Genomic DNA, 26,382 nt, shown 5'->3' on the forward strand with positions numbered 1-26,382 from the left:
AGGTTAGGATTTTGCCCGCATGAAAAAAATAGTACCTCCGGAAGCGTTGCAATTTTTAGCGTCTATCCCCTTGTTCAAGGGTCTCCCGAGAAAATTATTGGTCTTACTTTACGGTCATATAGAAGAGAGGAACGTTCACAATCATACTGTTATTTACTATAAGGGAGAGATCTCCAAGGAACTTTACATAATCCGTCACGGAGAGGTAATGATGACCTTAGGAGAAGCGGGTAAAACGGTTCGTTACTTGGGAGAAGGCGACGTATTCGCGGAGAATAGCGTTCTTACAAGAACCGCTCATACAGGCTCGGCTACCGCAATTCTTGATACATTATTATATGTTCTGGATGGAGAATATTTTCTAAAACTAGCCGCAAAAGAAAGAGTCCTTTCCCAAAACCTAATGAGACTGATGGGAATGAGAATGAGAGAAGTGATGGAAGATTCTTCCAGCCAAATACATTCTCCCAGAAGACTCGTATGTCATATCCCTATAGAAGAAGTAGAAGATTTTAAAGTACATCTAGAATCAATCGTAGATAACGGCAGAAAATCCCACGAAGGACATGTTTCCCTTTTGAGAATGGATACATTCAAAGGAAAATCCGTTTCCGAGATGGTGCGTACGATTGCAGGTCTTAGAAAGAAGTCTTCCATACTACATCTGTATTTTAAAAATCCAGAGATCCAACCCGAGCTGGATAAACTAGTCCAACAATGCGACCAGATCGTTTTCTGGGAAGAAAAACCGGAAAGAAATCTGAAACAGAAAAATGAGATCTTAGGCTATTGGGAACCAAGGATACGGAATTTTTCCGGAAGGACTTCCCGTATCATAGTTTCCGAAAACGGATTAAGAAAACATGAAGAATCCGCCAACCAAAAAGTATTTTATAAGGGTGAAACATTCGCAAGATATTTGGTTTCAAGGACAAGAGGACTTGCGCTGGGTGGAGGAGGAGCAAGAGCACTTGCTCATGTCGGTCTTCTAAAAGTTTTAGAAAGAGAAGGGATCCGTTTTGATTTTGTAAGCGGTTCTTCTTTCGGTGCAGTGATCGGTGCGCTTTATGCAAGAGGAGAAAATACTGATTCTATCTTCAAAATGATCGGTAAGTTTTTCGGTGGAATAGAAAAACCGTTCGATCCTACCATCCCGCTTATCTCCTTCTTCAAAGGAAAAAGAATGCTCAGAATGTTAAAGGATGCATTCGGCACTCAATTGATAGAAGATCTAAAGATCCCGTTCGCAACTTCCGCAGTGGATCTTCATAGCGGACAAGAATATGTAATGGACCAAGGACCTATCTGGGAAGCACTTGCAGCTGCAATGAGTCTGCCTGGTATGTTCCCGCCTGTATTCAAAGGAGATCATCTTTTGATAGATGGAGGGGTGATCAATAATGTTCCGGAAAACCTGATCCGCAGAAAAGGTGCAGATGTGATCTTATCCGTGAACGTTTCTCCTCTCAGAGACGAAGGGATCGTCAGACTTTTAGAAGATAGAAAGGTAACCGGAAAATCATTCTTCAAAAATTTATGGGAAGATATTACTTATCCTCCTATTTTAAAGATCATGGCAAGAGCGATTACCTTAGAGGGAAGAGAGATCACTAAATTAAGAAAAGAAAAAATGGATCTTTTTATCAATTTGCATATAGAAGAATTCGCATTTACGGATTTCGGAAAGTATAAGGAAATCATTAAGAAAGGAGAATTGGAAACGGAAGCCGCGATCGGTGATATCCGTAAACTATTCTTCCCTTCCGAAAAATAATTAGAGATAGCTTAGGATCTTTTCCTGGAGTCTGTCGGAATGTTTTCTCCAGGAAAGTTTCCATTCTTCACTTCCTTTCGGTCCTACTTTGTTCGTAAGCGCGAATATGGTACCGAAAGGAATATTAAACAGATTGCATACTTTTGCAAGACCGAACGCTTCCATATTTTCGAAGCCTAAACTTTCTCCCTTGATCCTTTCCAATGCGCGCGGGCTCAAATCCTCTAATGTGACCGAACCTGTTCCGTTGGTTGCGGATTCCACAAAATCATTCCCGTCAAATGGGAATTGTAAATTTGGGAATTCATATTTAAAGGTCATACTTTCAGGTAGTCTGATCTTTTTGTCTAAGAATGCGATTTGGTAATTTGCGAATACTTTTGAAATCCCGAATTTACCTTCCCAATCTTTTCGGGGGATCCAGTTATAAACACCGGCGGAGCCAATCCCAAAAATCGCCTTAGGTTTCCAGGTAGAAGGATCTGAAAGATATTTCTGGAGATTGATTGCTGCTTCCAATTCTCCAATGCCGGCTTCGAAGGTATGGATCTTGGGATCCGATTTTAATTTGTCGATTTCTCCCGCGAAAGCCGCGCAGAAAAGGATATCCTGGATTTTAAGGTCGCTCATCTGATTAAAGAAAGATCGTTTTTATCAGATGCGCATAGAGTTCTGCAACCTTATTTCTTTTTACTTTCATGGTTTCGGTGAGTTCTTTTCCTTTTTCGAACTCCTTGTCTAAAAGACGAAACTCGTTAATTTTTTCGAAGTTTTTAAATCCGTTCTTTTCGGAGATGGTATTTTTGATCAGATCCTTATAAAACTTCAGTATCCTTGGGTCTTGGACTAGGGCTGAATTGTCATTTGGCAGACGAACACCCTGGGAGGAAAAATGATCTCTGAGTTTGGCAAAATCCGGAACGATCAATACTGCCAAAAACTTTTGGTCCTGGCCAATTACCACCGCAGTCAATACCCAGCCGGTCTCTAAAATTTTTCCTTCTATAGGTTCAGGCTCCACATTCTCTCCGGAAGAAAGAACGATCGTATCCTTTGCTCTACCTGCAAATTTTAACTCGCCCGTTTTAGTCCAAACGAACAAGTCTCCTGAGTTAAACCATCCATCCGAAAAGTTGGACCCAGTGAGTTCCGCATTTTTATAATAGCCTGCGGTTACATGCGGACCCTTATGCCAGGCGATCCCTTTGTCTCCCGGTTTGGAAACCACAATATTTTGCTCATTTACTAATTTGATATGTGCCCCTGGAAACACAGGTCCTATCGATCCTGTTTTGGGGATCGGGAAACTTCCCAAGGCTCCCATCCCTGTAGTCTCGGTCATTCCGTATGTTTCTATAATCGGAACTCCCATAGAGCGAAAGAAAAATTGGATCTTAGGAGGCATTGCTCCTGCGCCGCAGAATGCAAACTTAAGTTGTCCACCGAATAACGCTCTCACAGGCGCAAGAACCTTCTGAGCTAGAATATTCAAAGAATAGAATATAGGAAGAAGTAGGGTAGAAACCACTGTGTCTGTTAATATCTCCTCTTTATTCGATTCTTCCGTTTCCGAATAATTTCCGGTGACAGTATCTAATAGAGAGTTATAAGTCTCTGCGATCCGAACCGCGGTTTTAAAAACGGCAAGTTTGAGCGGAGAAGATTTAGAAACCTTGTCCCAGATCCTTCGATACAACGCTTCCCAAACTCTCGGAACGGAAACAAGAACTGTAGGTTTAATGATCTCGAAATCACGAGTGAGCTGAGAAACATTGGAGCAGGCGAGTGAGGCCCCCCAGGAAAGAAGTGCCGTTTCTAAAATCCTTTCCGCGATATGCCAAGGAGGAAGGAAGACCACAACTCTGTCGGAATAATTTGCAGGTACAAATTGTTGCAACTGATCGATCGTCCAGGTAAAGGATCTATGTTTTAAGACCACACCTTTTGGAACTCCGGTGGTCCCGGAAGTATAGATGATCGTCGCTATATCATTCTCTGTTAAGGATTCTCCGATGGAATGTAAAAGGGACTTTCCTTTCTTCTCCACCCAGGTTCGTCCCTGAGAGATCGCAGTTTCTAGGTCTATGAATTCGATTTTAGGATAAGCCGCTTTTAGTTTTGCCAAAGAGGCAAAGTTCTCTTCAGACTCTATGAGTATTACGGTTTCTAGATGTTTTAATCTGTTTAGGATATTTCCCAGCTTGACCAGGACCTGTTCTTTTTCTATAAATGTGATCTTGGATTCTGTATGATCTAAGATATAAAATATCTCTTCTTCGCTTGCATCACATCCTCTTGGAACATCCGCTCCACCTGAACACATTACGGAGAAGGAGCATAATGCCCATTCTGTCCTATTATCACAGAATAAGCCTACCTTATCTCCTTTGTTCAGATTTTTCTGTCTGAAAAAACCGGAAAGATTTTCCAGATTCAAAAACCATTCCGAATACGAGATCCCGGAGAATGATTTTAATTTTTCATCCCAGATCCATTGGAAGGGCCTGTCTTTGTAATGGATACAAGAGTCCCTGACCAGATGATAGATGCTTCTTTTTTCCATAGGGATTAGGAAAGCAGACCCAGAGTTTCCGACTCGTTCAACATTAAATTTATATTCTGTAATGCCTGGCTGGCCGCTCCCTTCATTAGATTATCCAAAGCGGAAACGATCGTGATATTTTTGCCTCTTTGTCTAAGGCTTATATCCAAGAAATTTGTATGTTGCACTTTCGCTAGATCGATCTCTTCCGGAGTTTTTCTGATCCGGACAAACGGCTCCGATTTGGAATTTTCCAGCAGAGTTTCTAAGAAAGGCAGATTTTCTGAATTTGCCTCCAGATAGATCGTGGATAAGATCCCTCTATACACCGGAAGTAAATGAGGTACGAATAAAATTTCAGGTTCGGAAAGTCCCGATCCTGCAAAACAATATTCTTGTATCTCGGGCTCATGCTGGTGGCTCAGAATTTTATAAGCTCTGAAGTTTTCATACACACCGTTGAATGAAAATCCCCCGTCTTCTACTCTTCCTCCTGCGCCGCTGATCCCTGATTTACAGTCCGCTACGATCCTAGGTTTGATCTCTTTTCTGAGATTTCCTAAAAGATATAGAGCTAAGATCACAGAAGTGGAGAAACATCCAGGATTGGAAACAAAGTCTGCACCTTTCAGTTTGTCCCTGAATATTTCCGGAATACCGAATACTGCCTTATCCGTTAAAGAGAAGCTGGTATGTTTTAATTTATAATTGGTTTCGAATTTTTCTTGGTTATGAAGACGGTATACTCCGGAAAGATCGATTACCTTATGACCTTTGTCCAAAAACTTGGGAGCTAATTCTAGGGAAGCATCGTTAGGAACTGCAAGTACTACGAGAGATCCTTTGGGGACCTCGTCCTCATGTTTTTTGAAAACTAGATCTTTAGGAGAGATTAGATCCGGAAAAACTTCGGAAAGAGATTTGCCAGCGAGTTTATCGCTAGTAACATGCACCGCTTTGTATTTTGGATGGCGGGCGAGTAATCCTAATAATTCTTTTCCTGTAAATCCGCCTGCTCCGATGATGCTTATCTCTGACATGGATCTTCCTTTTGACTAGCGTTTGAAACAATCCTAAAAATCGGGACTAGGCTTGGAATAAAAAAACGCCGGATGAGATTTCATCCGGCGGTCAATGGTTTCTAAAAAGAAAGCCAGTAGTAATATTAGCCTGCTGCTTTTTGGGCTTCTTCGGACGGCTGAGCAGGCGGTAGTTTGCCGTCAGGTGCTAAAGGGGGTAATCCGTTCAGATCTCTTACCATATTTTCTACTTGGAAGGCGATCTCTGGATTTGATTTCAGATATTCTTTAGCTGCTTCTTTTCCTTGGCCTATCTTTTCCGTATTATAGGAATACCAGGCTCCGGATTTGCTAATAATGTCGTGTTTTACCCCTAAGTCAACGAGAGAACTTTCTCGGCTGATCCCTGTGTTAAAGATTATGTCGAATTCCGCCTGACGGAAAGGTGGTGCCATTTTGTTTTTTACAACTTTTACACGCACTCTATTCCCAGTGGCTTCTTCCTTCTCTTTAAGTGTCTCTATCTTACGGATGTCTAAACGAACCGTACTATAAAACTTTAATGCGTTTCCACCGGTTGTTGTTTCAGGAGAACCGAACATAACACCTATCTTCATACGTATCTGGTTGATGAAGATAACGACAGTCTTTGACTTAGAAATGGTTCCAGTCAGTTTACGAAGTGCTTGGGACATAAGTCTCGCTTGCAGACCCATATGAGAATCTCCCATATCGCCTTCGATCTCTGCCTTAGGAACCAACGCAGCGACCGAGTCTAAAACCACGATATCGATCGCGTTACTTCGAACTAGAGATTCACAAATTTCTAATGCTTCTTCTCCGTTGTCCGGTTGAGAAACTAATAGTTCCTCTAAGTTGACTCCTAACTTTTTAGCGTAAGCAGGATCCAATGCGTGTTCTGCATCTATAAACGCTGCAACTCCGCCTCTTTTTTGGCATTCTGCAATTGCCGAAAGTGTAAGAGTGGTCTTTCCGGAAGACTCTGGACCGTAGATCTCTACAATCCTTCCTAATGGATAACCACCGATCCCTAATGCGATATCCAAATCCAGGGATCCTGTAGGAATAACAGGGGCAACTGTAGCTGCAGATGCAGCTCCCAAGCGCATAATGGATCCCTTACCGAATTGTTTTTCGATTTGGGTCATTGCCTGGTCTATGGCCTGGCGCTTGGAATCATCCAAACCCTGTGCTTCTTCTTTTTGCTTTTTCATGGACTCTTTAGCTCCTTCTCTTGCCAAGACCCGGTTCCCCCTCAGATAAAACTGCGTGTACTTTTTTAATGGGAATCAATCTTTTCTAATAGGAAGGATACTCTTAGTCCCGGACAAATTCCAGGTCGGATCTAAAAAAACCTTCAGGATTCCCTGAGAAAAGTTTCTAATGAAATCATTCTTATGTCACCCAAAAAATTGGATCAAGGGTGAAAAAAGTGCAAATATTTGTATAGTAAATATGGTTGTAGTAAAACGGGCACGTAAAAACAAGGCCTAATCGGACAAAAATCCCTTCTCCGCCTTTTCTTTATCCGCTAAAAACGAGATCTCTGCCTTATGACTTCTACGTGTTTGTTCTAAAAGGAATTTCCAGAACCTTCCCGCATATAATATAAATATAATAAAAGAGAAGAAGACCAAGAGTATTTTAGAGAGAAGTAATATATAGAAGGGTGCTATATTATGATTCGGGAAATAGAATAATTCCGTCTTGTTTTCGGAGAAAATTTTCACATTTCTACCGGACTTTTTATTTTCTTCGAAGAATGTGCGGACCTCTCTGATATCTAAGTCCTGGATTGGAAAGTCCGGAGTTGTTTTGTACAATAAAAGCGCTCCTGATTCGGAGAAGAGCAAAAAACTTCCTTGCAGTTTTAATTCTCCCCAGTTAGGCAAAGGGCGATAGGGAAGATTACGGAATATATATCTGATGGAAACTGTGCCGGTCTCGAATTCGTAATAAGAATCTGGGAAATTTCCCTTCTCGTAAAATAGGGTCTCCCATTCTTTTCCGGAAAATTGGATCTGAACTCCTTCAAATCTTTCCAGGCTTTGTAGATCTTTCTTTAGTTTATCAAGTCCAGGCTTTCGGTTTTTGCCAGGTTTTAGATCGGTTTTTAGGAATAATTCCAAACTTTGTTCGGAGTCTTTTTTTAACTCCGTAATGTATTTTTCACTTAGGCTGCGGACTATCCTTTCTTCCGCCAAAACCGGATGTCCGGACCATTCTAAAAACGAGTTTAATAACTCGTCCGCGGATTTTTCGGAAGCTGTAAGGCTTAAGGGATAGGAGAGAAAGAAAAGCAAAAAGAAGAATCGGAAAACCTTTGACATAGGCGGCTTTTATCCTGTAATACTCAAACCATAATCGAAAACCCCAAACTGAAAAGCTTTAAAAATATATGAGCCTGTTAGAACTACATAAAATACAAACCACCAAATCTTCCTGGCAAGACTTTGTGGAATACAGCATCCAAACTCCTTTTTATACCGAAACAAAGGCTAAAACCCAGTCCTTGGTAGAGGCGATACAACTCACATTATTCCATGATTATCTATCCACTTTTTCTCCTGAGGAAAAGTCGGAGTTCCTTTCTTCTCCGGATGCATTCCAGGCCTCTGCCGAAAAGTTCGTGAATATTTTAGAAGGTGTACGTTATTCGCAAGAAGGGTATAATCAAAAAGAAAGGTCCCTGTTTTTGGGAATGTTAAAGTCCCTCTTAAAAGAACATAAGGCGGATGAGAACGGGGAAAGAAAGGATCTGGAAAGATACCATTTTTATAGATGTATCATTCGTTTTTGTTCTGATAAGGAGTATATCTTCAGAGTATACGAAAAGTATAAATCTTATCTTTCTCAGGGCAGCGGGGTGTAATGGCCCAAAAGACCTTAGTAGTTTCTCCAGATTGCCCCATTTGTTCCGTGCTGCGAGGGGCAAAGATCCCAGGATTAATTCACCAAAATTCTTCTTTTATCATCCGTCATGCGTCTGAAGATAAAAAAATCCCGGGTTATCTATATATAGAACCGATTTCGCATAGAGAAAAATATTCAGACTGGGACCCTAAAGAGTTCAAGGACTTGGGAGAGACGCTCCAATTTGCAACCGATTGGATCCAGAAGAAATATTCTCCTCCTAAAATATATACCGTATTGGTTGCGGAAAAAGTAGCTCATATGCATTTTCATCTGGTTCCTAGATACGAAGAGATCAAAGGACCCGAGTACATTCGATTAGCATTAGAAGGTTTGGCCTCGGCTCCGGTCGGGATACCATTTCCCAAATTCGAATGATCCTTTTTCCTTCCGTTATTATCAAAAAATTTCTGTCTAAAGTAAAAGGTTATGAATCAATCCAATATAGAGACCCTGATCGACGCAGGTAAAAAAAGAAAAGCGGACTTTGTAGAAATTTACGAGGAAGAATCCAGAAATTCTTCCATTTCACTCAGAGACCAAAAGATAGAACAATCACTTGCAGCGACAGATTACGGGATCGGGATCCGATTGGTATACGGGACCGACGTATTATACGCTTATACAAGCAACGACGACCAACAACATTTACTTTCTTTAATACATCTTTTAGCGGATTCCCGCGGAGAAGCGGCAAATAACTCCGGAACATTTGCTCTTCCGGGAGATGTTTCTAAATATTCTTTTTCTAAAAATATTCATGATCCTAGAAAAGTTCCTCCATTTAGAAGGTTGGAGCTCCTACAAACTGCGGACCATATCGCAAGAAAAGTTTCTTCTAAGATCATACAAGTAGGAGTAAGCGCCTCCGATATAGTGACGAATATTCTGATCGCAAACTCGGAAGGGCTTTGGGTAGAAGATCTAAGGGTCAGAAGTAGATTTTTCCTTTCCGTAACTGCGGAGAATAAGGGAGAAAGATTCGTAGCAAGCGAATCTCCGGGCGCACTCAAAGGATTCGAATTTTTTGAAGGATTAGCAGTCGAGGACATCGCAAGAAAGGCCGGTGAAAGGGCCTTATTCATGCTGGATGCAGGTTATATAGAAGGTAAAAAAATGCCTGTGGTCATGGGTAACGGTTTTGGTGGAGTAATTTTCCATGAAGCCTGTGGTCATCCTTTGGAGACCGAGGCGATCCGTAAAAAATCTTCTCCTTTTGTAGGAAAACTAGGAGAGTCAATCGCACAATCTTGTCTGACCGCTTATGATGACGGAACCATCGAAGAACAATACGGCTCCTTGAAAGTAGACGATGAGGGAATGCCTACACAAAAAACACTTCTGATAGAAAACGGAATTTTAAAAGCATATCTTGCTGATAGGATCGGATCCATGGAAACAGGTTCCCCTAGAACGGCAAGCGGCAGACGAGAATCCTACCAATACGCACCTGTTTCCAGGATGAGAAATACATATATAGAAGCGGGAAAAGATTCCTTAGATGAAATGTTTGCCTCCGTGGATTTCGGGCTTTATGCAAAAAGAATGGGCGGAGGTTCGGTAAACCCTGCCACCGGAGAATTCAACTTCGCCGTCGAGGAAGGATACGTTATCCGAAACGGAAAAATCTCCGAACCTGTAAGAGGGGCCACTCTGATCGGTAAAGGCCATGAAATTCTTCCTAAAATTTCCATGGTAGGAAAAGACTTGGAATTGGCAGCAGGAACCTGTGGTGCTTCTTCCGGATCTATCCCTGTAACTGTAGGACAACCTTCCCTGAAAGTGGATGAGATCCTAGTGGGGGGAAGATAATGGATTTGGAACAAGCAGCCGGATTCGTATTAGAAGAAGGAAAAAGATACGGAATCGATTCTTTCGACCTGATCGCGACAGACTCGGAAGATATTGGGATAGAAGTTTTTAAAGGAAGAATTGTTTCCACAGAAACTTCCCGCTCCAGAGGGGTCGGTATCAGAGTTCTTAACAATTCCCGCCCGGGATATTCTTACAGCGAACGTTTTAGTAAAGAAGCTCTTTCCCAAATGGTAAGAGACGCGATGGACCAGACTGAGATCACGGATCCTCTGGACATGGAATTGCCCGGACCAAAACAATTGGCGGAAGTGGATCTAAAACATTATAATCCTGCATTAGAAAAATTGGATTTTGCATGGATGAGAGAACTGGGACTCGCACTCGACCATGCTTCTTGGGAGTCGGACAAAAGAGTGGAGAATGTGCCTCATGTAGGTGTGGGAAAAAGTTCCAGCCAAAGTTTGATCGCAAACTCAAAAGGTGTATTTGTTAAAAAGGAATCCAATGTCGCTTATCTAGGAACAGGTCTTGTAGTTGCGGAAGGTGATACCAAAAAAATGGGAAGTTATTACCGCTCCGGCAGGGATATTTCCCAATTCGATCCATCATATATTGCAAAGGAAGCGGCTCATAGAGGAACCGAACTTTTAGGTGCTAAACCGCTTCCTAGCGGAGTATATACGATCGTTTTAGGAAATCGTATCAGTCCTCAAATATTCGGAATGTTCTCTTCTCCTTATTTTGCAGACGCAGTCCAAAAAGGATCCTCTCGTTTGGTCGGAAAATTAGGGAACGAAGTAGCTTCTCCTATATTAAGTATTTATTGTGAAGCTCATACTCCTGATTATCCTGGTTCCCGCTTGGTTGATGCGGAAGGAATTCCTACTACGGCACGTACCAAGGTTTTAGAAAATGGGATCCTTAGATCCTATCTGTATAATTTAGAATCCGCTAAAAAGGATAATGTACTGCCGACCGGTCATGGGGTTCGTTCTTATTCAGGAAGAGCAGGTACTTCTTTTTCTAATATGATCGTTCCATTTGGCACTAAGACCAAAGAGGAGTTATTATCATCCGACTCTCATTGTATTTTTGTGACTAAGTTGGAAGGCGGGGCGGGTTGCAGCGCGGTCTCGGGAGAAATTTCAATCGGGATCCAAGGGATCTATTATAAAAATGGAAAGCCGGAACATGCAGTGGATCGTATCACAATGAACACGAACTATTTCGATCTACTTCATAAGATCCAAGGGATTTCCAACGAATATTCCGACAGTTATTCTTCCATCAAGGTGCCTGATATTTTGATCTCGGAAATTCACGTAGCAGGTTGATCATGTCGGAAGAAAGAAACAAGCCCGAAACATATTTACTCTCCAAAGAATTAGAAGAAGCAGTCCAAGTTGCCGAGATCACAGCTAGACCTTTATTATTAAAAGGAGAACCTGGAACAGGAAAATCACTTTTAGCGGATTATCTTTCCTTTAAGACCCAAAAAAAGCTCTACTCCTGGCATGTAAAATCCACCTCTCTCGCAAAGGAAGGTTTATATTTTTATGATGCGGTTTCGAGACTGAACGATTCCAGATTTACGGAAGATAAGGAGAAGGTCCGAAATATCGAAAATTATATTCGATTGGGCGCTCTTGGGGAAGCATTCTCTGCCGCTGAACCTTCCGTAGTATTGATAGATGAGATAGACAAAGCGGATATAGAATTCCCGAACGATCTACTTTTAGAATTGGACAGAATGGAATTTGTGATCCAGGAGACAGGTCGTAAGATTAAGGCAATCAATCGACCTTTGACTTTGATCACTTCTAATAACGAAAAAGAACTTCCCGCAGCATTTTTAAGAAGATGTATTTTTCATTATATAGACTTTCCTGAACCTGCTTTTATGGCGGACATCGTATCTTCACATTTTCCAAAGATTGAATCTTCTCTATTAAAAAGAGCATTAGAGTCCTTCTATGTGATCCGAACCATGGATGACATGAAAAAAAAGCCAGGCACTAGTGAACTACTGGATTGGATCCAAATTCTAATCCATATGGGAGCAAAACTTCCGGAAGATGGAAGAATTCCGTATATAGGCGCTCTTGTGAAAAATGAAGAGGATCTGAAATTGTTCAGATAAAGAACTTGTTTTTCCCATTTTTCTACAGGCTGAAATCCTCCGGAGTTCCGATCTCCACTGTGGAATTACTGGATTTTCTAAAAGCAACCGAGGCTTTAACCAGAGATAAAACATTTCTTTCCGTAAATGAATTCTATAGAGTTTCCAGGCTCTGCCTAGTTAAAGACGTAAAATATTACGATGCATTCGATCTAGTATTCACGGAACTTTTCGGAGAAAGAGGAGTGCTTAAAGAGACTTTCCGTAAGGAAATGATGGATTGGCTTTCTACTATATTCGAAAATCCGAATAAACTTCCCCCAGGAATGATCCCACCCGAGGAACTCTGGAAAGAGTTTTTAGACAGACTACAAAACCAAAAAGGGGAACATCATGGCGGAAATAAATGGATCGGTACTGGCGGAAGTTCTCCTTTCGGCCATTCCGGAGTAAATCCAGGCGGGGTCCGAATCGGTGGAGAAGGAGGTGGAAAGTCCGCTGTTTTCCAAGCAATGGAAAGAAAGTATAAGGACTATAGGACCGATGAACAGTTGGATGTTCGTCAGATCAAGATCGCACTTAAAAAGCTTAGGAATTTAAGAAAGGAAGGCATCCCTGAATTCCATCTTCCTAAAACCGTGGATGCCACCTGTAGGAACGCCGGAGATCCTGAACTTGTATTTGATCGTACTAGAAAGAACGGGATCAAAGTATTACTTTTAATGGATACCGGCGGAAGTATGACTCCTTATGCGGAAAGAGTGAGTAAACTTTTTTCTGCAGCCCACCAAATGAACCATTTTAAGGAATTCGGGCATTATTATTTTCATAACTCCGTATATGATTCGGTATATCCTAAAGGTGATCTTAGATATCCTATTCCATTAAAGAATCTTTTTAAAAAACATAAGGACGATACCAAATTGATCATAGTAGGAGATGCGTATATGGCTCCCTATGAACTTTTAGATCCTGCTTACGGATTTTATCATTCCAGGTTCAGACAGGAATCCAAGCTGCCTGAACATCCGGAATCCGGACTGGACAGTTTTAAAAGGATCAAATCCCATTTTGCCGACACAATATGGATGAATCCGGAGCCAAAAAGATATTGGGATGCTCCCACCATCTACGAACTCAAAAAAGTATTTCCTATGTTTTTTTTAAGCGTAGATGGATTAGAAGACGGGATCAGAGAACTTCTGGGAAAAAGATGATTAAGGTTTTAGAATGAACCTATATTCTATACTCACTTCATCCTTTGCGGTCGCAAATAACAAACTAGGTCTTTCCACATCAAAATCACTCATCAGGACCTGGAATTTTCCGGAAAGAATAGTATCCTGTCCTTCTTTTTGAATAACCGCCACTGACTTGATGTTCTTAGTCTTACCCTTAACCGTTAAATTCCCGGTGATTGTCCATTCATTCTCTTTTGCAGTAATTGACGTGCTAGTAAAACTTATATTGGTAATCGTAGGATATCCTAACGATTCGATGATATGTTCGTCTCTATTCTCATCCCCGGATTTGATCTGAGAAATCGGGATCTCAATTTTTATAAGTTTGGGGATTTGTAAACCGTTTGTACCTTGGGTTAGGGTCATAGGGCTGACTGTGGTCCCGAAACATTTTCCATTTACCGTTTTAAACGGGTGGATCGCTATAAAATTGATATTGGATTCTTGTAGTTTTAATTCTTCCGAAAAAACGGAAGGAACACTGAATAAGAATATGATCAAAAAACGTAAAAGATAAGACACGTAACTACTCCTTAAAAATAAAAAACCGCTATAGAAACACTAAATGCACCGAAACCTGCCCAACCGACCGCTCTCATTTCATTTGCCGCACTCGGACCTTCTTTAGAGATCCTTTCTCCTATGAATGGAAGTGCAAGCATTGCAGGTAAATGTATCCAGATCATTGCCTTATGAGTGAATATTGTGCTAAGTCCCGGTTCTCTTTCTAAACTTTTAGAAGGGGAGAAGAATGCAAGTCCTGCGGTAATAGTATACAAAGCAAAAGTAGTCCCTGCTAAAGCAGAATGCATACTTCCTGAAGATTCCGAGTCCCAAGGAGATGCTTTCATGAGTGCGGTGTATAAAATAAGATTTTTTTGAGGATCGGAGATCAGTAAATAATTTGCGTAGGGCTCGTATTCTCTTTTGAGATTCGAGAGAGCCTGTTCCCCCACTATATTGGTGGCAAGCCAGAACATCCAAGTGGCAAGTCCTAAACCTTGGTGCCAGTCCAAAAGAGAACGGCGTAATTCCACACGTTCTTTTTCCTTCTGTAAGTCCTTGGATCCGGTTGTATTGAATGGAGAAGTTACCTGGTTATAGAATCCGGGAGAATATTTAGAATAATCGGGAGTTAAAGGATGAGTCTCCGTCCATCCTGAAAAATCATTATAAACGTAAGGAGAAGAATGCAGCATACTAGTTGTGCAGAAAATAAAAATGAAAATCGAGAATACTTTCTTTGAGAAAGACATATCCGATCTATAGAACAATTTTTTAAAAAGAAAATCATTATTTGGAAGGGATGACAAAAAGTAATGAGCGCCAGAAAATTCGGAATAAACAAAAGATCCAAGATCCAGATAAATTATCCTTAAGATTTTGAGAATGCGTATCTATCTTATCTTTTATTCTGTACTTTTCTTAAAACTTCAGTGACTGCTTGGGTGTAACCGTCATACACTCCCTTGTCGTAATCCGACAGGGATTTATAACTCAGCCCGGAAAACTCTTTTAGAAGTTTGGAAAGTTCTTCTTCTATTATATTTTTACGTATATATACTGTTTCGAAATGGTTCGGATGCATAAAGTTTATCCGTAAAATTCTGATCTAAGCCTATGGCCGATCTCTCTTTGGTGTCCTATTAGAAACTTAGGATATTCCGTTTTCAACCAATTTATGGCCTCTTTGTATCTAACGTATTCCTTTTCCTTACGTTTGAATTCAGGGCTATGGATTGAATTTTGCCCGTTTTTGATCCTGGTGGGAAGAATATGATGCAGGATCTCGTGATGCACTACATGTTCCAAAACATAGATCGGAACCTCTTGATGGTCCAAAATAGGGCTGATGCGTATATTCATATTCCGTTTTTCGTAACTACCCAATCTTCTTTTTCCGAGCCGATCCGACCAGCCTATGGAAAGAAGTTTTGCGTCCATTTTAGGAAAATAGAACGAAGAAATTTTTTCCAAAATAACCTTCAGATCGTAAGCAGCTCCGTTTTCTCTTAATTTTTTGAAGTTCCCGGTCCCGGACTCTGGAAGTGAATTTAGGAATTCTGCAACTTCTTCTTTCCAGGACTGCTTCGGTTTAAGCCCTAACAATTTAGAAATGAGTAATGAAACGAAGGAAACTATTGTTTCTTCTCTTGCTTCCGTTAGAGAAGTATGAAATTTAGCCGTTAAAACCCCATTGTGGAAGGATACGGAATGATTTCCGTTTTTATAGGGATAAAATTTCAGTTGTACGGAACGGACCTGGCTTTCCTTAAAACGCCTGGATCTGACTTTCAAAGAATCCCAAACGGAAACCAGAAGCTCCTCCCAGTTCCTATCCGGAATAGTATCAGGAACCGAAAAACTCTCTAATTCTTTTTCTGGCATCTGAATCGGTTTGGTTTTGGGAATTTTGAGTAGAAGAAGGTCCCGGAACTTCTTCCTTTTTGTTAATAAAACTTTTATCGATCACTTTTTCGGGTTCTTTGATCTCTTCTATAAACCTGGAGACTCGATTGAAGTATTGTGAATTTTTTTGCTGGGAAATTTGAGGGTAGGTGAGCACCAATTTCTTTTTAGCCCTCGTGATACCTACATAGAAAAGTCTTCTTTCTTCTTCTAAGTTTTTTTCTCCTCTTCCCGAAGGAAAGGAACCTTCCGATACATTTAATAAAATTACAGTATCAAATTCTAATCCTTTGGAAGAATGGACTGTAGATAAAATCAATCTTTCATCTTCTTCCTCGGGAGAAATTTTCTCCAGGCTGCGGCTCGGACCTTCTAGACTCATATCCACTAAAAATTCGTGTAATGTTTCGTATTTTTGGGAAAGTGTCAAAAAAGCATTCAGATCTTCTAATCTTCTTTTGAAATCATCATATTTCTTTTCGAGTAGAGGAGAGTAATAGTCTATAAAATTGCCTAGAAGTTTTTTTAAGTCCTTTTCCGGATCATTTGTTAGATCATATAATTCTTTTAAATAAGAAGCCGTTGCACCTTTCGATTCGGAGACGATCCTTTCTAGATTTCCTCCCGATCTTTCCAAGTCCGTCAAAATGGATCTTGCTTTTGCCGCCCCGATCCCGGGAAGAAGAAGCAGAACTCTCAGCCAAGAAACTGAGTCCGTCTTATTCTCCTTAATTTTTAGAAGAGAAAGATAGTCTTTTGCATGCGCGCTTTCTACGAACTTCTTTCCGCCGAATTTTAAAAATGGTATATTTCTCTGAGAAAGAACCAATTCTAACTGGTTTGAATTCCAGCCGGATCTAAATAGGACTGCGATATCCTTTAAAGCGACCCCATCTTCTCTTCTTTCTAAGATTAGATCCGCGATCCCTTCCGCTTCTTCTAATTCGTCTGCATATCCGACGAGTGCAGGCTTTTGGAAGTCTTCATTTTTAGTGTATAGATATTTCTCGTATTTTTCCCTAAAATTAGAAAGAACCACATTTGCCAAATTTAAGATAGATGGAGTGCTTCTATAATTTCTTTCTAGATAGATGGTTTTAGTTTTAGGAAATAGTTTCGGAAAATTGAATATTCCGTTTACGTCAGCTCCGCGGAAAGAATATACACTTTGGGCATCGTCTCCGACTACCAAAATATTCTCATGATCTAATGCGAGCAGACATGCTATATGTGCCTGGATCTGGTTTGTATCCTGGAACTCGTCCACCATAATGTATTTATATTGTTCGCTGATCTTTTTTCGGACAGTCTCATGTTTGTTCAAAAGATCTCTTGTATAGGTCAATAGATCATCATAATCCAATAAAGATCTTTGTTTTTTATAATCAGCATATTCTTGGAAAATTTTACGAATTGCGGACTCTTGGTCCAAAAACTTAGGATATTCGGCTTCGAGCAATTCTTCTAAAGTTTTTCCACGATTGATGATAGAAGAATGTAAAGAGATTAGAGTATCATTAGAAGGGAACCTGGACTTCTGCTTTGCATATTCTCCTTCCGTTCTTAAAAGTTGGAAAATATCGGAAGTATCCGATTCATCCAGAACGGAAAACTGAGAGGAGAAACCTAGGACAGGTGCGTATTTTCTGAGAATATGACTTCCAAATGAATGGAATGTTCCTCCGTGAACTCGCGCACAACGTTTGTCTAATAGAGCCACGGCCCTGGAGAGCATTTCTTTGGAGGCTTTTCGGGTGAATGTAAGAAGTAGGATATTTTCGGCAGGGATGCCTGATTCGACTAGTTTGGAAAGTCTGTGGACGATTGTTTTCGTTTTACCTGTTCCGGCACCGGCGATCACTAAAACCGGGCCGTTTAGGGTCTCGATAGCTTCCTTTTGTTTTTCGTTAAGTGACTCTAAGGACGCCATTATTGAGATTAGTGGTGGTGATGTCCCCCCTCACCGTGAACATGTCCATGACTCACTTCCTCGTCGGTTGCTGTCCTGATATTTACGATCTGGACATCGAAAATCAGATCCACCCCGGCTAAAGGATGGTTTCCGTCTACGATCACAGATTCTCCCTTGATATCAGTAATCGTATAAACGGTATCCGGCTCGTCAGTTTGGAACATCATTCCAACACTCAATTCTTCCCCTTCCGGGAATTGGCTTTTAGGCACATCGAAAACTAATTCCGGATTTTTTTGCCCATAAGCCTTATCAGCATTAACGGAGATTACTTTTTTATCTCCAGCATTCATAGCTTTGATTTCGTCTTCAAGACCGGCAATGATCTGTCCGGTTCCTTCCAGATAAGAAAGAGGATGGCTTCCTTGAGAAGAATCGATTTCGTTTCCTTCTTTATCTGTTAATTTATAGTGAAAAGTCACTACTCTTGGGTTCATTTATTGCTCCAACCGGGAAAGGCCCTTTGACGGGTAAGGGAGGGAAGTTCCGGCACGTAATTTAAGTTAGTATATTCTTGGAAGATCCTAGGACAATCAGATTTTTGAGGCTAAGTCAAAAGTCGTAGGAAATTTCGACTCCGAAATTCTCTACATCCTTAATAAACTGTTCCACTCGATTGGCTAGGAAGAACCAAGAATCCCTGTGAACTATATCACTTAGAAAATTCAGGAATCGATTCGTATTCCTAAGAGCAAATTCCCTGTCTTGGGTGTAGTTTAGAAGAACTGTATATGCCAAAGACTTTAGAACTTTATCATTTGCAGCTAATTCGAAATACCCGGGGAGATCAGGCTCGAATAAACTGAGCCTGGTTTTGGCGCTCCCTTCGGTTACATATAAATTATAATCTGCTGAGTTCGGCACTCTGTCGGCTGAGTATACTTTCATTTTGGATAACTCCTCTAGAAACCAGAGGAAAATGTGGTTTCCATTAAGAAACATAGCCGCAAAAAGTCAACGGGAAAGAATAGTTTTGGCATTTCTACGTCACAAAACGGACGGACGTTTAGAGAATGTTTTAGGAAACCTTTCTCAAATAATCTGTTGGACGGAACATTCTTTGCACGTCCAATCCGCTACCCTCCAGTAAGCCTAGAAGTATAACATCAGAGATACCTAGTTGAAAATAAATTTTCGCTAATAGTACAAGATTCTGATGGTTTTTAGGATCCCTATATAACAGTTTTTCGGAATATGTTTTGGCCTTTTCGTATTCTCCGGTTTTCCAATACGCCCATGCAGTGATATAGGCTAGATCCTTATCATTAGGATCTTCCGAGCTGAGTTTGGAGAAGAAGGAACAAGCAATTTTTTTATCACCTTTCTTCCAAAGTAGGATCCCTTTCTGGAGGTTTTTTCTTTTAGATGTTTCTCTCCAAATATCCCTGGATTTCTTTCGAGGATTTACTTTTCTGAAGATCCTGACTAAACTTAGATCATCTATATAGTTTCCATATTCTTCCATTTTGTTTTTGAGAAGAGCAGGATCCCCATTTGTATTAGATACTTCTAATAAGAATTGCTCGGAGAATGATTGGATCTCTTTGTTTTTTGTCCTGACTCTCAGATCTTCTCTCCCGTCCGAGCCGAAAAGAATAGAATCATTCTCCTTTAGGGAAATACAATATACTTTAGGAATGTCTTTTAGGATAGGAATTCCCATCTTATAAGAAGTTTCATTTTCTATAAATCCTGAGATATTATTCCTAAGTAGAACGGAAGGTGGATGCTGAGCATTCAAGAAGAAGATACAAGAATTCTCCGGATCCAAAACCGCTAAGATCCCAGTTGCGAATAGATTTCCGGCAAAACTTTGGAATAATCCGTGTATTTTTCTGTATAAGGATACAATCCAGGTTTCTGGAGTATAAAAGCCTGAGTGAGAAGAGTCGATATGAGACTTAAACATGGAGGAGGCGAGTAGTGCGCCTGTCGCACCTTGGAGAGACTTTCCCATTGCATCCGCGTTTAGAATGGCTAGGAATTTTCTGTCTCCGATCCGGATCTCTTCTATACAGACCAGGTCACCTCCAATTTCCCCAAGTTTGGATTTGAATTCGAATGTCTTAAATTGAGAAACCAATGCCTCGATTTTGAAATCTCCAAAGTCATTGACCTTATTTTGAAAGCAAGACTGTAGGATGCTCATTAAGAAATAATCCCCGTCTTGTTTATCTTTTAAGTTGCGAACATTTGTTAAACTTTCTCTCAGCTCTTTTGTTTTTAGAGTAATGTCTTCCTGTAGTTTTTCGTTCCAGACTTTTAGTTCATTTTTCATTTCTACAAATCTGCCTGAAATCCTAAATGAACAGAATAATATAAATCCCAAGACGGAATATTCGGAACATCTTGGAAATAGGATCCATCCTCTCGCGGAAGAAATATCCAGAAGGATAGAAAATACCAAAAAACAGACAGATCCTAAAAAACCGGCTCCGTCCTGTTTTGATAATCTGGCTTTAATACATTTAAATAGGATCCAAAGATATATAATCCAGGAAGGCTGTAAAAGAATTCGATTTAATTTATCCAGTTCTAAAGGGTTCGCGGAATATACAAATAAGAAGGAGACAAATCCTGCCCATAAAGCCAAAGGAAACTCAAAAGGATGATGTTTATCTCTACAAAATTTAGAAAAGTAGAATGTAAAAAATGGAAATAGAAAGCTAAGAGATATATATTCTACTTTTTTGCAGAATAGAAAATCCCAGCCAAGCTCGTATTTCCATTCCGACCCGGAAAAGGAAAACAAAAAGAATAAGATCAGAAATATCCCAAAATGAAAATGAGGTTCTAATTTTTTTTCTTGGACGGTAAGAAATACCAAATAGATCCCGAGTAATAAAAACGTAGAGATCAAGATCAAATAATAGATCCGGAATCTATATTGTTTTTCTAAGATCCGTTTCGTGTTTCCTATACTTGGGATTCCTTCTAAAATCCCTAATTCATTCTTGAAATATTCAGGAATGAAGATCTCCAACTTGTTTTGGTTTCGGATAGGAAGTGAATTGTAAACCTTCTTCTTATCGTAGCTGAAATCGAATCGGCCATTCAATTCTGATCTTTCCGAAAGAAGTATACCGTTCCAAAATACTTTCGTTCCCTCGGAAGTTTTTCCAAGTAGAAGTGTTAGTTTGCAATCTGGAAGTTCTGAAAATTGGATGGATCTAGAAAGTAGAAGGGTAGAATGGCCTAAGTCGGAAAAATTCCTGGGTAAAGAAAATATCCCGATCTTCTCACCTGAAAGTTTTGAAACTTCCCAACCTTTTTCTAAGTAGAGAAAAGATTTGCATGGAACGTTTTGTTTGTTTGAAGGAATTAAATTTGAATAAATCCATTCCCCATATTCCAGAGAATGAAAGAATAGATTTGTTCCGATGCCGAGTAGAACGGAAAATATGCAGATCCCTAGTTTTGATTTCATACCTGCCTCCGAAGAAGCGGGTATGAAATCTATTAGATTGCTTGTACTTTTTTAGTTTTGTTCCGTTCCGATCTTAGAAGCAGCCAAATATCCTTCTAACATAGCACGTTTAGCATCTATACCGGACGAGTCTTTTGCTCCGCCGATCAGATAAGAAGGAATGGAACTTCTTTCCTTGCTAAAAGTCTCATACAAGGAAGAATCACTTGTTTGGCCCGCACAAAGAATGATGGAATCACATTCTAAGGTTTTAGCTCCTTCCTTTTTGGTTTCTATTACAAGTCCTTTATCCGTTACTTCTTTGTAGGTAAGAGAAGAAAGGAAATCCACTCCTTTAGATTGTAATTCTTGCAGAAGTGCCCAAGAAGTAGTCGCACCCAAGCCTGCTCCTACTTTTCCATTCCTTCTGAGAATAGAAACTTTTCTATGTGCGGTTTCCGGTTGGATCACGGCCTGTGTATAAGAGTTTACATTATACTTTTCGAAATAGGTAGGAATATCCGGGTCCTTCTCCTCTGTAAGTTTGTGAGCCACGTCCACACCGATCCCTCCACCTCCGATGATGGCAACATTGGAACCTGGTTTGAATGTTCCGTTTAAGAACTCCACATAACTCGCATGCGGTTTTTTCTCTAAACCGGGAAGGTTTGGGTTTCTAGGAAGAACTCCCGTTGCAAATATCACTGCGTCCGGTTTCAGATCGTCTAATAGTTTCAAATCCGCTTTTGTATTCAGACGAATATCCACTTTTAAACGAGGAAGTTCGTTTTTGAAATAACGGATCGTTTCAAAAAATTCGAATTTACCCGGGATTGCGGCGGCAAGATTCAATTGACCTCCAAGTTTCCCGGAAGCTTCTAAAAGAATGACTTCATGTCCGCGTAATGCGGCTACTCTTGCAGATTCCATTCCACCTGGACCGGAACCGACTACTACAACTCTTTGTCTTTTTGCTTGAGGTAAAGATTTCCAATCCAGTTCTCTGTTTGCGGAAGGATTCACTAAACAAGAAACCATTTCTTCTTTGAAAGTATGATCCAAACAAGCTTGGTTACAAGCCACACATGTATTCACTCTTTCCGTTTGGTTTTCTTTGATCTTATTTACGATCTCTGCATCCGCTAAGAATGGTCTCGCCATACTCACGATGTCGGCTTCTCCAGCATTCAATACTTGGATGATTGTTTCCGGCATATTGATCCTGTTCGAAGCGATGATTGGAATTCCAGGAACGGAAGATTTAACTTTACCTGCGATCTTTGCCCAAGCTCCTCTTGGAACTAGTTGAGAGATTGTAGGAATACGAGACTCATGCCAACCGATCCCTATATTGAGTGCATCTGCTCCTGCTTCTTTTAATTCTTTGGCAAGAGAAATTACTTCTTCGAAACTTGGGTTACCTGGGATCAAATCTATCCCAGACATTCTTACGATAACTGGAAAGCCTGGTCCAACTTGTTTGCGGACTTCTTTCATTGTTTCGATCGCAAATCTTCTGCGGTTTTCTGGAGAACCACCGAACTCGTCGGATCTTTTGTTTGTTACCTCGGAGAAGAACTGGTTTACCAAATATCCTTCGGAAGCCATCACTTCTACCGCTCTGAAACCAACTTGTTTGGCACGTAATGCGGAAGATCCGAAATCGCGTATGGTTCTCCAAGCTTCTTCCGTAGAAAGTTCTTTCGGTATGAATCGATTGATAGGTGCGCGCAACGCAGAAGCTCCTACGAGTTCTCTGTGGTAGGCATATCTTCCTGCATGGAATAATTGAGCGCAAAAAATTCCCATCGGTTTTAGAACGGAAGCAACTTTTTCAAGTTCTTGGCAGTCTTCTTCCTTTTGGAAATCGAAAAATATATTGGAACCTTTTCCCTCTGCGTTAACCGAAATTCCTCCGGTGGTGATGAGTCCGACCCCGCCTTCGAATCTTTTGCCGTAGAATGCAGCCATTCTATCCGCAGTTTTGGGCATTCCTTCCAAACCCAAGTGCATGGATCCCATGATAATACGATTAGGAATAGTTTCGGCTCCGATCTCTATCGGGCGAAAGATCGGGGAAATATCTAAAGAAGACATTCGCAGTTCACCTTTCTTTTTATTTGAGTAGAACAGTCGTTCTACTAAGAAAGGATTTTACCTGAATTTGGAAAAGGCAACGGTTTTTCTAAGAATTCTGAAAATAGATACCGAACATGATTCGGCAAACTAATTTTAATTCATAGAAAATCGATTTAGAGCGGAGATATAGGCTTGAGAACAAGCCTCAATAATATCAGTGGAGCTTGCTTTTCCTACGACTCTTTCTCCATGTTTTTCTAAAGTAACGGAAGCTTCTGCCAAAGCGTCTTGTCCTTCTGTTACCGGAGAGATCACGAGCTTAATGAGTTCCACATCAGAGATAGTCGCTTTTTGGATCGCTTTGAAAATGGAATCCACCGGTCCGTCTCCGGTTGCAGATTCTTCTTTTAGATTTCCTTCGATGGAAAGTCGGATACTTGCAGTAGGTGTACTCTTCGTTCCGGTAGTTACATGAAAACTTTCTAATACAAATTTATCTTTGGAAGATTTTCTGGATTCATCTGCAAACAGTGCACGGATATCTTCGTCGAAAATTTCCTTTTTACGATCTGCGATCTCTAAAAATCTTTGGTAAGCTGCTTCTAATTCTTCTGCATGAGGACTGAATCCTAAACGAACGATCCTGTCTTTGAATCCGGCTCTTCCGCTATGTCTTCCGAGCACCATACGGTTAGAATGGATCCCGACACTTTCAGGTGTCATGATCTCATAGGTTTCTCTATTTTTCAAAACACCGTCTTGGTGGATCCCGGATTCATGAGCGAATGCGTTTGCACCTACAACTGCCTTGTTCGGTTGTACCACCATTCCAGTGATCGTTTTTACTAGATAAGACGCCTTTGCGATCTCTTCCGTTTGGATCTTGGTTTGGATCCCGAATTTGTCTTTTCGAGTGCGAAGTGCCATGACCACTTCTTCCATTGCTGTATTGCCTGCTCTTTCACCGATACCATTTACGGTACATTCTACCTGTCTTGCTCCGTTTAAGATGGCGGCAAGACTATTGGAAGTAGCAAGTCCTAGATCATTATGGCAATGTGCGGAGAAGATCGCCTTCTCACTTCCTTTCACATTCTGTATTAGAAATTTGAATAATTCTCCGTATTCGTACGGCGTTGTATATCCTACAGTGTCCGGGATATTGATCGTGGTGGCACCGGCTTCTATCACTGCCTCACAAAGTTCTCGAAGGAATTCCGGTTCGGAACGTGTGGCATCTTCCGGTGAAAATTCAACATCGTCCACATGGTCTCTGCAGATCTTGACTGCTTCCACAGCCATTTTCAAAACTTCAGAAGGTTCCTTGCCTAGTTTGAATTTCATATGAATGGGAGAAGATGCGATGAATGTATGAATTCTTCTTTTTTTAGCGGGAATGATTGCTTTAGCTGCTGCTTCTAAGTCTGGGCGAACCGCTCTTGCGAGTGCAGCGATAATTGGACCTTCGACCTCTCTGGAAATTCTTTGGACTGCTTGGAATTGGACTGGAGAAGATACCGGGAAACCAGCTTCGATCACATCCACATTCATTTTAGCGAGTTGGAGTGCGATCTCTATCTTCTCATTTTCGCTCATTGCCGCGCCTGGGCATTGTTCTCCGTCACGGAGAGTGGTATCGAAAATCCGAACAAAATCCAAATTTGAGTTCATATGCTTGGAAAACTTCCCTAACTCCAAAATTATAGTCTGAATCGGGCCGTAAACCTAATTAATAACCGGTTTTGGCTTTCGGAGGTTAGACTTGGATTTCGACGGGAACTCTCTCAGTTTCTATGGCGCCAGCTTAAAATCAGAAGATTGTTCTGCTGCAGCCGAACTTTACTCGGATCTTTTCGGGGGAGAAGTCCAGGTGTCCACCGTCGGTCACGCAGAGATCGTATTTCCAGAAAATCAAAGAGTGATTTTTAGCAAAGAAACAGAAGAATGTCCAGTGTCTCCCGGGACATTGGTATGGAAGATCGCAAAGACCCAGGTCCCAGCTTTTGAATCCAAGCTTTTAGGGGCGGGGTTTCAGAAGGAATCTACAACCAGTAAATATTCTTCTTATCTAGATCCGTTGAAAAACCGGATCTGGTTATACTGGTAGTTAAAACCTCCGTGTCTTTGTGACTCTGCGTGAGATGAAAACTTCTAAAATTGGCACGCAGAGACGCGAAGCCGCAGAGAGACTGTTTTGATTTTAATCTTAACTACCTGTTGTCCTCCGTGTCTTTGTGCCTCTGCGTGAGATAAAAACTTCTAAAATTGGCACGCAGAGACGCGAAGCCGCAGAGAGCTTTCGGTAGAGTTTTAACCCGGATAGGGTTGGATTTCTTCTTTTCCTTCTTTCAAGGCTGCTTCTGCCATTTTGTGGGCATCTTCTCCTAGATATCTTTCGATCCAGTAATGTGCCAGATAGATAAGAGGTGTGATCCCGATCGCGATAAAGATCTTATAGAAGAAGTTTGTGTATGAGATAGAATTCAGTGTTTGGAAATCGTAAGTTCCCCAATATGCCACAAAGATAACGACATAAGAATCCAGCAATTGGGAGAAGATGGTGGAACCGGTGGCTCTCAACCAAAGAAGTTTGTTTTTGGTCTTCTTACGGATCAAATGGAATACCTGTATATCCACAAGCTGCCCGATCAGGTAAGCCACGATGGAACCGGTGATCACTTGTCCTGTATTAAAGAATACTACCTGAAAGGAGTGATCGTCCACGGGTGAATTTCCTGCCGCAGGAATTGCCATGTCCAATTGAAGAAGAAAGAATGCTAGGACTATCATTACCATTCCGACTAGGGTGAGGTATCTTACTCCTCTTCTTCCATAATACTCGTTCAATAGATCCGTTACGATAAATGTGATCGGAAAGGGGATCACACCCAAGGTCATGGTCAATGCCTTACTTCCGATCGCGACTTGGAACCATTTAGAGCCAGTCACCTCTGCCATCAAAAGGAAGGTTATGAAGATGGAACCTAAAACGAAAAATAGTTTGAAGGGCCGGTGAAACTGCATCTGTGGAAAAATCTTGCGATTTCGGTCTCTGTCAATCAAAGAACAGAT

The 26,382-nt window shown here is 40.9% G+C and carries 24 protein-coding genes; 8 read left to right on the forward strand and 16 right to left on the reverse strand.

Going from position 1 to position 26,382, the window contains the following annotated elements:
• Positions 1 to 19: 19 nt before the first annotated feature.
• On the forward strand, positions 20 to 1,774 hold the full coding sequence (locus EHR06_RS12770; RefSeq protein ID WP_135757352.1) for a patatin-like phospholipase family protein: 1,755 nt from the start codon (positions 20 to 22) through the stop codon (positions 1,772 to 1,774).
• Here EHR06_RS12770 and EHR06_RS12775 read toward each other — a convergent pair whose 3' ends face one another.
• From EHR06_RS12775 to EHR06_RS12795, 5 genes are all read right to left on the reverse strand, one after another.
• Entirely contained in the window at positions 1,775 to 2,404 is a 630-nt protein-coding gene (locus EHR06_RS12775; protein WP_135757353.1) for a phosphorylase, read from the reverse strand. It abuts the gene before it with no gap.
• A gap of 4 nt (positions 2,405 to 2,408) precedes the next feature.
• Positions 2,409 to 4,337, reverse strand: coding sequence for an AMP-binding protein (locus EHR06_RS12780; protein WP_135757354.1), 1,929 nt, complete (start codon positions 4,335 to 4,337; stop codon positions 2,409 to 2,411).
• 5 nt (positions 4,338 to 4,342) lie between these two features.
• Positions 4,343 to 5,356, reverse strand: a complete 1,014-nt coding sequence (gene argC, locus EHR06_RS12785) for an N-acetyl-gamma-glutamyl-phosphate reductase (RefSeq protein WP_135757355.1) — start codon at positions 5,354 to 5,356, stop codon at positions 4,343 to 4,345.
• Positions 5,357 to 5,481: 125 nt separating this feature from the next.
• On the reverse strand, positions 5,482 to 6,570 hold the full coding sequence (gene recA, locus EHR06_RS12790; protein ID WP_135757356.1) for a recombinase RecA: 1,089 nt from the start codon (positions 6,568 to 6,570) through the stop codon (positions 5,482 to 5,484).
• A gap of 276 nt (positions 6,571 to 6,846) precedes the next feature.
• The gene (locus EHR06_RS12795; protein ID WP_135757357.1) at positions 6,847 to 7,686 is read right to left on the reverse strand and encodes a hypothetical protein; all 840 of its coding nucleotides are present in this window, start codon (positions 7,684 to 7,686) and stop codon (positions 6,847 to 6,849) included.
• A gap of 68 nt (positions 7,687 to 7,754) precedes the next feature.
• On the opposite strand from EHR06_RS12795, the gene EHR06_RS12800 reads away from it, so the two are divergent.
• Genes EHR06_RS12800 through EHR06_RS12825 form a run of 6 tightly spaced genes read left to right on the forward strand, consistent with a single transcriptional unit; the run spans position 7,755 to position 13,420 of the window.
• Positions 7,755 to 8,228: a hypothetical protein gene (locus tag EHR06_RS12800; RefSeq protein ID WP_135757358.1), complete on the forward strand. Its 474-nt coding sequence runs from the start codon at positions 7,755 to 7,757 to the stop codon at positions 8,226 to 8,228.
• The gene (locus tag EHR06_RS12805; protein ID WP_135757359.1) at positions 8,228 to 8,647 is read left to right on the forward strand and encodes an HIT family protein; all 420 of its coding nucleotides are present in this window, start codon (positions 8,228 to 8,230) and stop codon (positions 8,645 to 8,647) included. The genes EHR06_RS12800 and EHR06_RS12805 overlap by 1 nt, the downstream gene beginning before the upstream one ends.
• A 51-nt stretch (positions 8,648 to 8,698) precedes the next feature.
• Positions 8,699 to 10,081 (forward strand): TldD/PmbA family protein, encoded by a 1,383-nt coding sequence (locus EHR06_RS12810; RefSeq protein ID WP_135757360.1) that lies wholly within the window; start codon positions 8,699 to 8,701, stop codon positions 10,079 to 10,081.
• Entirely contained in the window at positions 10,081 to 11,418 is a 1,338-nt protein-coding gene (locus EHR06_RS12815; protein ID WP_135757361.1) for a TldD/PmbA family protein, read from the forward strand. The genes EHR06_RS12810 and EHR06_RS12815 overlap by 1 nt, the downstream gene beginning before the upstream one ends.
• 2 nt (positions 11,419 to 11,420) lie before the next feature.
• The gene (locus EHR06_RS12820) at positions 11,421 to 12,224 is read left to right on the forward strand and encodes an AAA family ATPase (RefSeq protein WP_135757362.1); all 804 of its coding nucleotides are present in this window, start codon (positions 11,421 to 11,423) and stop codon (positions 12,222 to 12,224) included.
• Between the two features lie 5 nt (positions 12,225 to 12,229).
• Positions 12,230 to 13,420 (forward strand): VWA containing CoxE family protein, encoded by a 1,191-nt coding sequence (locus EHR06_RS12825; RefSeq protein WP_135757363.1) that lies wholly within the window; start codon positions 12,230 to 12,232, stop codon positions 13,418 to 13,420.
• Here the strand turns inward: EHR06_RS12825 and EHR06_RS12830 are convergent, their stop codons facing one another.
• The 10 genes from EHR06_RS12830 to EHR06_RS12875 all read right to left on the reverse strand — a co-directional run bounded on the left by EHR06_RS12830 (position 13,421) and on the right by EHR06_RS12875 (position 24,981).
• Complete coding sequence (locus tag EHR06_RS12830) at positions 13,421 to 13,966, reverse strand: YceI family protein (protein WP_135757364.1); 546 nt, start codon at positions 13,964 to 13,966, stop codon at positions 13,421 to 13,423.
• An 11-nt stretch (positions 13,967 to 13,977) separates the two neighbouring features.
• Complete coding sequence (locus EHR06_RS12835) at positions 13,978 to 14,700, reverse strand: hypothetical protein (protein ID WP_135757365.1); 723 nt, start codon at positions 14,698 to 14,700, stop codon at positions 13,978 to 13,980.
• A 146-nt stretch (positions 14,701 to 14,846) separates the two neighbouring features.
• Positions 14,847 to 15,032: a hypothetical protein gene (locus tag EHR06_RS12840; protein ID WP_008590780.1), complete on the reverse strand. Its 186-nt coding sequence runs from the start codon at positions 15,030 to 15,032 to the stop codon at positions 14,847 to 14,849.
• 5 nt (positions 15,033 to 15,037) lie between these two features.
• Entirely contained in the window at positions 15,038 to 15,832 is a 795-nt protein-coding gene (locus tag EHR06_RS12845) for a SprT-like domain-containing protein (RefSeq protein WP_135757366.1), read from the reverse strand.
• On the reverse strand, positions 15,795 to 17,783 hold the full coding sequence (locus EHR06_RS12850; RefSeq protein ID WP_135757367.1) for an ATP-dependent helicase: 1,989 nt from the start codon (positions 17,781 to 17,783) through the stop codon (positions 15,795 to 15,797). The genes EHR06_RS12845 and EHR06_RS12850 overlap by 38 nt, the downstream gene beginning before the upstream one ends.
• A gap of 8 nt (positions 17,784 to 17,791) precedes the next feature.
• Positions 17,792 to 18,262 carry an FKBP-type peptidyl-prolyl cis-trans isomerase gene (locus tag EHR06_RS12855; protein ID WP_135757368.1) on the reverse strand — a complete coding sequence of 157 codons (471 nt, stop codon included), beginning with the start codon at positions 18,260 to 18,262 and terminating at the stop codon, positions 17,792 to 17,794.
• Between the two features lie 115 nt (positions 18,263 to 18,377).
• Positions 18,378 to 18,713 carry an LIC14007 family protein gene (locus tag EHR06_RS12860; protein ID WP_135757369.1) on the reverse strand — a complete coding sequence of 112 codons (336 nt, stop codon included), beginning with the start codon at positions 18,711 to 18,713 and terminating at the stop codon, positions 18,378 to 18,380.
• A 130-nt stretch (positions 18,714 to 18,843) separates the two neighbouring features.
• Positions 18,844 to 21,252, reverse strand: coding sequence for a SpoIIE family protein phosphatase (locus EHR06_RS12865; RefSeq protein WP_135757370.1), 2,409 nt, complete (start codon positions 21,250 to 21,252; stop codon positions 18,844 to 18,846).
• 51 nt (positions 21,253 to 21,303) lie between these two features.
• Positions 21,304 to 23,328, reverse strand: a complete 2,025-nt coding sequence (locus EHR06_RS12870; RefSeq protein ID WP_135757371.1) for an oxidoreductase — start codon at positions 23,326 to 23,328, stop codon at positions 21,304 to 21,306.
• Positions 23,329 to 23,463: 135 nt separating this feature from the next.
• Positions 23,464 to 24,981, reverse strand: coding sequence for a 2-isopropylmalate synthase (locus EHR06_RS12875; protein WP_135757372.1), 1,518 nt, complete (start codon positions 24,979 to 24,981; stop codon positions 23,464 to 23,466).
• Positions 24,982 to 25,072: 91 nt separating this feature from the next.
• Here EHR06_RS12875 and EHR06_RS12880 point away from each other — a divergent pair, with 91 nt between their 5' ends.
• Complete coding sequence (locus EHR06_RS12880) at positions 25,073 to 25,417, forward strand: hypothetical protein (protein ID WP_135757373.1); 345 nt, start codon at positions 25,073 to 25,075, stop codon at positions 25,415 to 25,417.
• 203 nt (positions 25,418 to 25,620) lie between these two features.
• On the opposite strand, the gene EHR06_RS12885 is transcribed toward EHR06_RS12880, so the two are convergent.
• On the reverse strand, positions 25,621 to 26,334 hold the full coding sequence (locus EHR06_RS12885; protein WP_135757374.1) for a queuosine precursor transporter: 714 nt from the start codon (positions 26,332 to 26,334) through the stop codon (positions 25,621 to 25,623).
• Between the last annotated feature and the right edge of the window lie 48 nt (positions 26,335 to 26,382).

Source organism: Leptospira dzoumogneensis (genome assembly GCF_004770895.1).
Taxonomy (GTDB): Bacteria; Spirochaetota; Leptospiria; order Leptospirales; family Leptospiraceae; genus Leptospira_B; species Leptospira_B dzoumogneensis.